At 62.5% G+C, this 11,535-nt stretch carries 10 protein-coding genes and 1 tRNA gene; 4 read left to right on the top strand and 7 right to left on the bottom strand.

The annotated features are described in order from the left end of the window. Positions 1-2,698, bottom strand: a 2,698-nt coding sequence (locus A2J02_RS12210) for a hypothetical protein (RefSeq protein ID WP_231893826.1), incomplete at its 3' end; no start/stop codon positions are given. A gap of 608 nt (positions 2,699-3,306) precedes the next feature. Between A2J02_RS12210 and A2J02_RS12205 the strand changes: the two genes are divergently transcribed. Both A2J02_RS12205 and A2J02_RS12200 read left to right on the top strand, forming a co-directional pair. After that, entirely contained in the window at positions 3,307-3,996 is a 690-nt protein-coding gene (locus A2J02_RS12205; protein WP_068050429.1) for a MarR family transcriptional regulator, read from the top strand. A 69-nt stretch (positions 3,997-4,065) separates the two neighbouring features. Then, entirely contained in the window at positions 4,066-4,587 is a 522-nt protein-coding gene (locus A2J02_RS12200) for a hypothetical protein (RefSeq protein ID WP_068050428.1), read from the top strand. Positions 4,588-5,367: 780 nt separating this feature from the next. Here A2J02_RS12200 and A2J02_RS12195 read toward each other — a convergent pair. Further along, positions 5,368-5,441 (bottom strand) — tRNA-Lys (locus A2J02_RS12195). 92 nt (positions 5,442-5,533) lie between these two features. Then, on the bottom strand, positions 5,534-5,755 hold the full coding sequence (locus tag A2J02_RS12190; RefSeq protein WP_032375974.1) for a DUF3618 domain-containing protein: 222 nt from the start codon (positions 5,753-5,755) through the stop codon (positions 5,534-5,536). Positions 5,756-5,832: 77 nt separating this feature from the next. On the opposite strand from A2J02_RS12190, the gene bcp reads away from it, so the two are divergent. Further along, positions 5,833-6,306 (top strand): thioredoxin-dependent thiol peroxidase, encoded by a 474-nt coding sequence (gene bcp / locus A2J02_RS12185; protein WP_032370166.1) that lies wholly within the window; start codon positions 5,833-5,835, stop codon positions 6,304-6,306. Here bcp and A2J02_RS12180 read toward each other — a convergent pair. Further along, a complete protein-coding gene (locus A2J02_RS12180; protein WP_068050427.1) occupies positions 6,295-7,674 on the bottom strand; it encodes a dipeptidase in 1,380 nt (459 codons plus the stop codon). The genes bcp and A2J02_RS12180 overlap by 12 nt on opposite strands. A 74-nt stretch (positions 7,675-7,748) precedes the next feature. Then, entirely contained in the window at positions 7,749-9,086 is a 1,338-nt protein-coding gene (locus tag A2J02_RS12175) for a hypothetical protein (RefSeq protein WP_068050426.1), read from the bottom strand. A gap of 417 nt (positions 9,087-9,503) precedes the next feature. On the opposite strand from A2J02_RS12175, the gene A2J02_RS12170 reads away from it, so the two are divergent. Further along, entirely contained in the window at positions 9,504-10,145 is a 642-nt protein-coding gene (locus tag A2J02_RS12170) for a TetR/AcrR family transcriptional regulator (protein WP_149406378.1), read from the top strand. A 77-nt stretch (positions 10,146-10,222) separates the two neighbouring features. On the opposite strand, the gene acpS is transcribed toward A2J02_RS12170, so the two are convergent. Continuing rightward, on the bottom strand, positions 10,223-10,615 hold the full coding sequence (acpS, locus tag A2J02_RS12165; RefSeq protein ID WP_008715184.1) for a holo-ACP synthase AcpS: 393 nt from the start codon (positions 10,613-10,615) through the stop codon (positions 10,223-10,225). After that, a partial coding sequence (locus A2J02_RS12160) for a beta-ketoacyl synthase (RefSeq protein ID WP_156516202.1) occupies positions 10,615-11,535 on the bottom strand: 921 nt, incomplete at its 5' end. The genes A2J02_RS12160 and acpS, both read right to left, overlap by 1 nt.

The following is an 11,535-nucleotide window of genomic DNA, read 5'->3' as shown; positions in this document are numbered from 1 at the left end:
CGCCGTACAGATGGAATTTCATCGGCAGTTCGAGTTGCGCTATTGCCGAAACCCACAACGGCTCGAGCCCTGGAGTTAGAAACGCGCCTTGATCGTCGCTGGCAGCAAGCAATGCTGCTGCGGTGGCTGCTTGGAGATCCTTCCTGTCGGACGTTAGAAGTCTCCTGATCGCACTTTCCGCGTGTTCGTTCCTACGGACTACCAGTTCGAGCTCAGCGATGTCCTGCGGGGTGACTCTCGGTTCGACGAGGTTGAAGTAGCGATCGACGTGCCGCTCTGACAAGGCAGTATTCACCAGAGCGCCGCGGACGGCAGGCTCGTCCAACAACTCGATGAAGAGGTCGTCTTCGAGTGCGTAATCATCGAGTACACGACTGAGCACGGAGTGCGCTTCGCGTAAAAGCCCGTGGGTTCGTGCGGCCTCTAGCCAGGGCACTAACCGGACGTCAGAGCGAGCGATCGCCGCGAACACCGTGTACGAGCGGTTCGCGACACCCCAGTCGGTTCCGTCGAACTCGGGCTTGAGTAGTGCCAATCGCTCGCACAAGACTTTTGGGTCTTGGACAAGGTACGGGGCGACGTGCGTACGAGCTTCCTCTTCTATGTGTTCGCGCCACTGCCTCCAGTTCGATCCGGGTGGCCGTGCCTCGAACAGGAACGCGAGCAGTGGGTCCGTCTCGGGGTAGTCCTTACCCAACGGCGCAGCAAGGGCGCGTACTTGAGCGCGAAGGCCGGGGTAGTCAGCGCTTGCGTCCACGACGTAATCCGCAATGGAGATCGCTACTTTGGTTGCAGTAGATGCTTCTTCTGCGGAGACGCGAGCGCCGGGATGCGATTCGAGCCCGCGCGCGACACGCGACCACTCGCTGGCCAGGTCGACGAGCGACTTGAGGTCAGAGCGCGTGAGGTTGCTCGGTTCGGCTCCGAATGGCTCCCATACTCGGTCCATGAGCGTCGACATCGCGTGTGCGGGTAAAGTCGCACTGACCATTCGAGCTACATTGAGGTCTTCGGCGCTCATCCAACTCGCATCCAACGTCGGACGAAGCAACTGGCGTAGAGCCGATACCGCGACCGAGGTGCGTTCAGACACTCTGCCGTCGTCTTCTGTCCATCTCTGGATCCGCAACCACATCTCTGCGAGTAGACCTATCTGAATGGTGCCCTCGGGACCGAATCCACGCACATTGTCGACGACGCTCGTCCAGAAGGACTTCGGATCTCCACCTGACTGGCGAATCTGACAGGCGACATCGGCGGCCACAACCGCGACCTCGAATACGTGCAGATGCGCTATCGCCGCGCCTAGTGACCTGGTCACTACGTCGAGGGCGGCGCTTGTGACGTATGCCGAATCGCCCACACTAGCGCGCCAGTTCGCAACGGCCCGATCCACGACTAGTTTTGCTTCCGCCGGGCCAAGGTGCAAGAACTGTTGCAGCAAAGGTTCACGTGCGCCAGCGACCTCGACATCGTCGATAACCAGGTCGAAGAGTCTGTGCGCGGTCAGGTTTGCGTTGGGTGCCTCCGCTACCGCGCACCTTGCGACCGCGTGGGCGATCTCGAGTCGTTTGTGGGGCCATGATTCGAAGAGTTCGCTCACTGGAATCACGGGGGTAATGCCAGAGAAGAAATACTCCACGGTAATGGGAACAGCGAGTATTTCCGGGGCAACCTTGTAAACGTTCTCGTACTCGCCTCCTGAGCCAAAGTGGTGGTCCACGTCCAGCAACCCTCCGACAGCGACTTCGTTGATTGCCTGTGTCACTACTGCCCTCGAGTGCCCCAGCTGTCCGGCAAGCTCTGAAATCTCCGAGTCCCGCAGTGTGCCGAGTAGAGCGATCAGCGCGAGAATGTCACGGGCCGCGGTTCGTAGACCCGCGCGCTCCAGGTAGGTAAGGACGCGGGCATGAAGCGCAGTACCTCTGTACACGTCCGGCAACCCGACGTCTGTGCGTGTCAGATCCGCAAGGTAAACAGCCCATCCCGGCCGACCTTGCGCTTGGTCCAAGATCCGCGCCAGTTCGATCTCGCCTTCGATTCCACGGTTGCGAACGATCCTCGCGATGTCCGGTCGAACCAACGGCTCGACTTCGAACTCCACCCGATCCGGAAGCGCCGCACCGACCTCATCTCGTTCGTGAGGCCAGCAGACGCCGATTAGCGCGAAAGCGAGCTGCTCCTGCCTGCGGATCACGGTGAGCTGCTCGAGCACAGCCAACCTCCGCCTGGCATCGTCGACGACTACGTAGGACGGCTGCGTCTCAAGTATGTCGGCCATCAGTTGCTCGTCGTTGGGTATGCCTTCGACGAAGTACAGTTCGTCTATATTGCTCAGCAGAGCGGACTTTCCCACTCCTGGCAGACCCCACACGACAATGTCACTCGTCAGCGATTGAAGCTGTTCCAGCACACCATCCCGTCCGATGAGGCTCGGCGCAGACGCGCCGAACGTGATCGACGCGGGTACTCGGGAAAGAGAGAATGGACCACCACGCAGGCCGAGTAGTTTCTTCCGCCACTCACCGTTTGCGAGAAGTCTGTCGGCGAAGAAGTTCCGATCCACGATCGCGTGCAAGCGGTATCCGGCGTCCTCCGCGAGTTCGTAGAGTTTGCGACGTTTCGACTCGTTGAGCTCTGCCAAAGTGACAGATACCAGCCACTCCCCGGGAAGACCATGCTCGGTGAGTGAATTCATCGCGGTCCGAAGGTTAGACCTAGCGCCATTCTCTGTTCGTGATGACGTGATTGCCATCCGTACCGGGTCCACACCAGGCGACTGGATTAGATCAGCGTCACGGCCAGAATCGGATCCCCCACGCACCGGTACCAGGTTCGGGTACGTCACACTCAACAGGCTTGTAGCGCATTCCTCGAAGAGTGTGGGGTTGATTTGCACAGACGTGTCTGCCAACGACGCGGCGATGCGCTCGTACAGGTTCACAGACACTTCCTTATATTCGACGTTCATGACGGACTGTGCACTGGTCACACCAGCGACGACAGGAGACCCCGCCCGCCTACTCCGTACCTACTGCACGATGCAGTCGCTTGAGCCGTTAACCAGCTGCGCCAAGTATTGCACCCTGAGCAGTGCGTCGGGCTTTAGTCAACGAACTCACGCGAACACAACCGACCATAGCCATTAAATACGTTGCACTGATGAGTAACTCGTGTCCAAGCCACCACACAACGCACACGTGTGGCACAGGCCGGGAAGTAATCATGGTTCGCATCCGGTAGTGCAACGTCAAGGTTGGTCGCTCGCAGCGTTTCAAGTGCAACGCGGTATGAAAAGGTGATCGGGTGCGTATCAGCAAAGACGAGGAGATCGCCGAACTGCCTGCCACGACAGCCCGCACCTTGGCACGTTGGTACCGGGTCCCCCACGTCACCGGGGTCGCTGCCGAGGTCTTAGGCATCACCGACGCAGAAGCCATGTCCGCCCTCCACGCCTTGGCCGCTGCCGGCTATCTTGAACGATCCGGCGCGCCCACCGACGGAGAGGACTTCTGGGTCACTACAACTCAAGGCAACGCCCTGGCGCAGGCTTCTTTCTCCCGACCAATCACCCGCGGGACAGCGGACAAATATGTGAACGAAATCGTGGACCGCGCCGGCCAATACAACGCCGACCCGACCAAGCTGCTAACTGTGAATCGGCTTTACGTATTCGGCAGCTATCTTGACCCGGGTCGCACCCACGTCGGTGACGTGGATGTCGCCATCGACATGCTTCGGCGCAACGACGACGACTGGACTTCACAGGCACGCCAGTACGTTATTCGGAGCGGGAAATCCTTCAAGAACTTCTACGCGGAATTACAGTGGCCGACAACGGAGCTGGTCCGCCATCTCCGCGCAAGACGCCCCGCGATCAGTATCACGAACGACGAGATGGGGTCGCTCATCAAAGATTTTCGCTTAATTTATGACTTGTCTGCCGATCCGACAGCCATTCAGCCATCACCGAGTGCCGGAAAACACGTCATGTGAGTCGGCAGCCGCCTACGTTTCGGCCGAAAGTAACCACCACAGATATTCTCTGCACGCTAGACTCGATCCGTGCCTGACAAGGACGGCTACGTTCTCATAGATGAACTACCCGACGACGATGCCCGTGTGAAAGAAGTGTTCGCACGGTTCGGCCTCACTGCTTACAAGGCTCAAGTGTTCGACCATGGGCTCGTCAATCTTGTGGCCTTTGCGCGAGGATCAGAGATTATTCACAGGGCAACCGAAATCGACGCTCTGTTCGTCGAGCTGTTCCGCAAGACAACCGGCGCGCTTGTCAACACCATCTCCAAAGAGAACCGTCTGGGTCCCGCCGACCTGGAGACCTGTCGCCGCGCAGTGTCGGAGAGGAATCGACTAATCCATCATTTCTTTCGTGATCACGCTGAAGACTTCATAAGCGCGGCTGGGCAACAAATAATGATCAACGATCTCGCCGAAATCGCGCTATTACTTGACGCTGCCGAAACGGCCTGCAGTCGCGTAACGCTCGAAGTGGGCAAGGCGCGTGGGTTGACCGCGGAGCTCGTCAACCAAGAGTTCAATCGCCTTATGGAGCGCGCTGCGGACTAAACCCATTACGTACTTCCGAACGGAACAAACGGAGATCTGAGGGCCCGGTCCTCGCCATACCGTCGCGGCACTCGGGGGTTTCGAGCCACAGGTTAAGGCCGTCAGCTGCGGGCTTGAGCAGACCGTTGTCGACATCTTCGTCGACGGCAGTCGTCTCGATGTCCCCGGCGACGCAGTCTGTGTTTGTACGCGGGAGACGTCAGCTGTGCTTCGACACCGCTTCTGACAGCGTGCACGAGCCTCACCCAGGATTCGCGTTCGACAGACGCCTAAGCAGTCCTCAGCACGCATCCAGGTGACGCTGCAATCACCTCCCCGCCAATGCTCGGACTCCCTCGATCAGAGGGGCCACTCACAGTCGGCACACATCTGAAGAATGCCGCCAGCCTCAGACCGGATGATCCATCGGTGAGCCTAACGACTGGCACAGGCGGCCAGCTTGTCCAACGGATCCGTGAAGAACCACCACCGTTCAGGTGAGGCCGCGTTTCCAAAAAGATGAGTAAGTGATGAGTTGGGGGGACGGCGATCCCCCGAGCCAATCCCGCTGTCCGGAGATCGGATTCAGCGCCAGCTCAGAGGCAGTTCTCAAGTCGTTAGACATGCACTTGACTCCCGATAAAAGTGATTAAGAGTCAAGTCTCCGAAACGCCCTCCGGCGCTTGCGAACCCGCAGGTCACAGAGTTGTCCATTCTCGCCAAGCTTGCGGTCGCCTACACGTACCCGGACAACAAAAAGTGCCCCTGAACAGCGAATATGCTGTTCAGGGGCACTCGTTGTGCGCCATCAGGGATTCGAACCCCGGACCCGCTGATTAAGAGTCAGCTGCTCTAACCAACTGAGCTAATGGCGCCGGTCCGCACCGCGTGTTCTCTGCGGTGCGGGAGAAACATTAACAGCAGATGCCGCCAGATGTGAAATCGGCTGGTCGGAGCACCTGTCGCGTCAGTTGAAGATCCTGCGAACCACGAGAACTGCCACCACTGCGCCCACTCCGAGGAGGGTGAACTTCACTGCCGGCTCGTTGAGCTTGGCCACCACGGACTGCTTGGTGTTGGCGACGATGTTCTTGGGGCTGGCACGGACGCTCAGCTCGTCCAGGGTGCTGGCGAGCTGATTGCGAGCGGCCTCGATCTCGCGCTCGATTCGGTCGGTGTCCTTGGCCACGTGTCCTCCAGCTTGTTGCAAATAGTCTCGGTCGCAGTCGAGCCTAGAGCACGACGATATTTCGATACTCTCGTGCGGTGACCGAATACAGCAAGCTCGAGCCGGGCGACACCGCTCCGGCGTTCACCCTGCCCGACGCCGACGGCAACGACGTCTCTCTCGCCGACTACGCAGGCAAGAAGGTGATCGTGTACTTCTACCCCGCCGCGAGCACCCCGGGCTGCACCAAGCAGGCCTGCGACTTCCGCGACAGTCTCGCCGAGCTCAACGGCGAAGGCCTCGAAGTCATCGGCATCTCTCCCGACAAGCCGGCCAAGCTCGCCAAGTTCCGCGACAAGGAAGAGCTGACGTTCCCGCTGCTCTCCGACGAGGAGAAGACGACCCTGCAGGCGTGGGGCGCATTCGGGGAGAAGAAGAACTACGGCAAGGTCTACGAGGGCGTCATCCGCTCCACGTTCCTCGTCGACGAGGAAGGCAAGATCGAGGTGGCGCAGTACAACGTCCGCGCCACTGGCCACGTCGCCAAGCTCCGCCGCGATCTAGCGGTCTGAGACCTCACTGCCCGAGCCGGCCAACCGCTGCAGGAACAACGCCTCGGCGACGGCCATCTTCTCGATTTCCGTCGGGTCCACGCTCTCGTTGGGAGCGTGGATCCGGCACCGAGGTTCCTCGACGCCCATCAGCACGATTTCGGCGTCCGGCAGCACCTGAGCCAACGCGTTGCACAGCGGAATGGATCCGCCTTGCCCCGCCGTCCCCATGGGATGCCCGAAGGCCTCCTCCAACGCCTCGGACAGCGCCGCGTAACCCGCCCCGTCGGTCCTGGCTCGAAACGGCGACCCGATCGCCTCACGCTCGACGGTGACCCGCGCATTCCATGGCGTACGCACCTCCAGGTGAGCCACCAACGCATCCTGAGCCCGCTGCGGATCCATCCCCGGCGGCACCCGCAAATTCAGCCGTGCCGACGCACGAGGCGAGATCGCAGCAGCCGAACCCACGACCGGTGGGCAGTCGATCCCCAGAATCGTCAGAGCAGGCCGCGCCCACACCGCCTCGGCCACCGAGCCCGAACCCGCCAGCCCGACGCCATCGAGCACGCCTGCATCGGCACGGAACTGCTCGGCGTCGTACTCGACCCCGTCCCAGGTCTGTGTTCCGTCCAGTCCGTCGACCACGGTGTCGCCCTGCTCGTTTCGCAACGTCGAGAGCACCTGCACCAACGCGGCCAGCGCGTCCGGCGCAGGCCCGCCGTACATGCCCGAGTGCACCTCCCCGGCAAGGGTTTCCACATGCACGACCACGTTGGCGATACCGCGGAGCGTGGTGGTGACCGTCGGCAAACCCACCTTCGCGTTGCCGGTATCGGCGATGACCACCATGTCCGCCGAAAACAGTTCGGGGCGCTGCTCCACGAGCGCTTCCAACCCGCCGGTGCCCATCTCCTCCGAACCCTCGCAGACGATCCGCACGCCGACCTCGAGCGACTCCCCCAGCGCCCGTAGCGCCAGCAGATGCATGATCACGTTGCCCTTGCAGTCCGCCGAACCCCGCCCGTACCAACGACCGTCCCGTTCGGTCAGATCGAAAGGCTCACTGTTCCAAAGTTTTCCGTCACCCGGAGGTTGAACGTCGTAGTGCGAGTACAGCAGAACGGTCGGCGCTCCCGCGCGAGCCGGCCGCGAACCGACCACCGCCAGAGAGCCGTCGACCGTCTCGATCAGTTGGACGTCGGGAATGCCTGCGTCGACGAAGGCCCGTTGCACCCACTGCGCCGCACCGGTGCATTCCTCGGCCGGAAACTGCCGGGGATCGTGCACCGAGGTGAAGCGGACCAACTCTGCCAACTCCGATTTCGCTCGGGGCATCTGCGATGCGATTGCAGATCGAACGTCGACGGGTCGCGGATCGGCGGGCATGAATCCTCCAAACGAGAAAATGACAGACGGGCCGTAGCCAGTCTGTCATCACTCGTCTCGAGAACGGTTCACCGTCAGCCGCCGGAGAACTCCTGATGAATCCACTCACCGGTCTGCTGCCAGTGCCGATCCCACGCTTCCTGCTCGAGCTGTTCGGGCGACTTGCCCGGCTCCGGAACGGGAACAGGAACGGTGAACTGCGGAGGGGCCACCGTGGACGGTGACGGTGCCGGCTGCGGGGCGGCCACAGCCTGACGCGGCGGATCCTGCGTCGGCCACGCCTCGGTCGTCGGTGCAGGCTCGACAACTGTCGATGGGTCCACCGTCGGAGGAATCGTCTCGGGCGGCGGCGCAATCGCCGGCGCAGGCGGAACCACAACAGCAACCGGGTCGGACGTCGTCGGATCCGCCTGCCGGGTTGCCCCCACCAGATCCGCACCGGAATCGCGCCGATCGACGCTCTGCTCGGCAGTCGACTCGGATTCACCCGGCAACGTCGCAGCGACCGCGACACCTGCGGAGAGCACTCCGGCCAGCAGCACTGCGGCGAACACCAGCTTGCGCCCGGAGCCTCCCGACCGGGCCGGCTTCGTGCCGACAGTCGAGGGCGCTGCAGGCACCGGAAGCGGCACTACCACCGTGTCGAGATCCGTAGCCTTCGCTACCTCGACGGTCTCCTCGGGCTCGGAGTCGGCAATCTCGGCGTCGGACTGGTCGGACTCGTCGGCTGCCACGACCTCGGTGTCGGCGGCCGCGACCGGCTCCAAGTCATCGGTCGCCGCCTGCGCGGTGGCAACCACAGCCGGCTCGTCCTGGTATGCCAGCAGCGCAGCTCCTCGCGCCGCGACCTGGTCCGCATCACCCACGCGCACGACGGGAACGCCGAGCCCGAGAGACAGGATGTCCACCAGGTCTCGATTGCTCGAAGAATCGCCGAAGAGGGCCACGAACTCTGGCTTCTTTCCGGACTGATCCACCACTTCCCACGCCAGTGGGATGGTGCTGCCGATGCGCTCGGGCGACATCGAGTCCAGCGCAGCAGTCTTGGCCGGGGTGATGGAGGCGTGGGCTGCGTCGGCGAGGGAGATGGAGACGCCCGTGTCGCCCATGTAGTACAGAAGGACGGTGTTCGCGTCGGCGAATTCCTTCGACGTCGCGAGCCAGCCGAGGAATGCCTCGGACGCGGACGACAGCAATGCGGGTTCGTCGCCCAAGGCGGCTGCGAACTCGGCGCGCTCGTCCTCGGTTCGGTACATCACGCCTACTGCGTCCACCTGTGTGGCGAGTGTCGCCGCCTCGGCGCGCATCGTCTCGATCGCCTTGGGCAGAACCGAGGCCGCGTCGGGGTCGAGCGGGGTCGTACGGTCGGCGAGTACCTCGCCTGAGGTGGGCTCGACAAGAATTGCCTGCATCGAGCCAGATTCGATCGCTATACCAATAGTTGCCATGGCAGTCTCCCTGTGCTCAGGGTGGAGGCACCCGACCATGAACGTCATCCAGCGGATCCGAACGACGATCACCCTGCACGGAATTTGATTCTGTTGCCTGAACCATACCTGTTGACGGTTAAATTGGCCTGAATCGGCCTTGGAGTTTGTCACAGTATGGGGAACCAGCAGTTGTCGTCGACCCCAGGTTTCTTCCATACCTCCAGCTGAAACACGCGTGTCCGACCCCGAAACCGGAACCGGTGGGAGTGACCTACCGGACCGTTGTGGATAACGAGCACCCGCGCCGGATAGCCTGACCGGGTGGAATCCTCTGCTCGTGCCCAGTCCTCGCGCCGTCTCGACGCCGCGCTCGAGTCGACGGCACAGACACAGGAACTGATGCCACGACGACGACCCACCCAGGAACGCAGCCAACGGAAGTTCGACGCACTGCTGCAGGCCTCACGCGAGTTGCTCAGCGATGTGGGTTTCGAGTCGTTCACCTGCGAGGAAGTCGCGTCACGCGCCGAACTGCCGATCGGCACGCTGTACCAGTTCTTCGCCAACAAGTACGTCATCGTCTGCGAGCTCAACCGCCAGGACCTCGTGGGGGTCCAACAGGAACTCGCCGAGTTCGACGGCGAGGTCCCGTCCCTGGACTGGGTGCGGTTCCTGAACAACTTCGTCGACCACATGGCCGGCATGTGGATGACCGATCCGTCGCGCCGTGAAGTGTGGCTCGCCATGCAATCGACACCGTCGACGCGCGCAACCGGGGTGATTCACGAGCGGGAGTTCGCCGAGCAGGTCTCGCGCATGCTCGGACCGCTCACTCCGCGCACGCCACGGCACCGCCGCAACCTCATGGCTCAGGTGTTGGTGCACATCGTCTACTCGATGCTCAACTTCTCCGTGCAGGACGGCCAGAGCCACGAGGACGCCGTCGCCGAGCTCAAACGCATCATGATGGCGTATCTGCTCGTCGCCGAGAAGGAGAGCAGGCGTTCCGGCGGCTCGACGAACGAGAGCGAACCAGCCTGAGCAACCCGAGCCCGCACAGACGAAAGGCCCGCCCGATCACCTGGATCGGACGGGCCTGACTCGTTCTCGGAGCGAATTCACTCCTCCAGAATCGCCACCGCGGCGGCGATGTCGCCGTCATGTGTCAGCGACAGATGAATCTTCACCGTCGGCAGGAACTCCTGCGCCATCCCGTGCAATTTGATGGACGGCCGACCCCACGCATCGTTGACGACCTCGATCAACGGATACGGGTTGTCGCCGATCTGCGGCGGACGCGCGAATCGCGACGTCGCCCATGCCTTCAGCACCGCTTCCTTGGCGGCCCACCGAGCCGCGTAGTGGCGGGTCGGGTCGGAACTCTTCGTTGCTGCATGACGCCGCTCGCCCGCGGTGAAGCTGTCGCGGATCATCGTCGTGCCGACCTTCTCCATCTGCTCGGCGAAGTCGGACACCGTCACCAGGTCGAAACCCACTCCCAGGATCGCCATCAGATGGCACCCGGCAGACCGGAGGAGTAGACATCGTCCGCGCCGAGGCGAGCGGACTCGTTGAGCAACACGTTTGCCTCCAGTTCGCGTGACGCCTTGGCCGGCGTCCCGTCATGTCCGAGCCGTCGATCGTCGGGCCGCTCGTAGAGGGAGTCGCCCCCAACCATCGCCGAGATCAGCCTGCGCTGACCGGCGATTCGGCGCTCGTTCGCCTTGGCGATGTACTCCGCACGCCGTTCTGCCGGAACGGCCTCGAGGAATGCCTGCGGGTGCACCAGGGCGACGAGTCCGGACACGTGCCCGAATCCCAGGGAGGTGAGCAGACCTGCCTTGAGCGGCACCGAGTCACCGAAGCGCAGCGGCTCCCGTGCCCACACCAGATGCTCGAAGCCGGTCATCTTGTCGTCGACGCAATCGAGGCTGCGGTTCGGCGGAATGACACCGTTGGCCAGCACCTGGCACAGGCCGATCAGCTGCCAGGCAGCCGCTCCACCCTTCGAGTGTCCGGTGAGGCTCTTCTGCGAGACGACGAACAGCGGAGCGCCGTCCGAACGGCCGATGGCCTTGGCGAGGCGAGTGTGCAGTTCCGCCTCGTTCGGATCGTTGGCTGCGGTGGAGGTGTCGTGCTTGGAGATCACGGCCACGTCGTCTGCACTGACGCCCAGTGCGTTCAGCGAAAGCGCGAGCGCCGAATCCTTGCCGCCGCGACCGGCACTGAGCGCGCCGAGCCCCGGAGCCGGGATGGACGTGTGCACTCCGTCGCCGTACGACTGTGCGTAGGCCACCACTCCGAGGACCGGCAGGCCCATCTCGAGTGCCAGGTCTCCGCGAGCGAGCAGAATCGTTCCGCCGCCGTGGGATTCGACGAATCCACCGCGCCTGCGGTCGTTGGCCCGCGAGAACCGTCGATCGCTGATGCC

Origin of the sequence: Rhodococcus sp. EPR-147 (assembly GCF_001647185.1) — a bacterium.
GTDB lineage: Bacteria > Actinomycetota > Actinomycetes > Mycobacteriales > Mycobacteriaceae > Rhodococcoides.
This window is presented reverse-complemented; position numbering and strand designations above follow the sequence as displayed.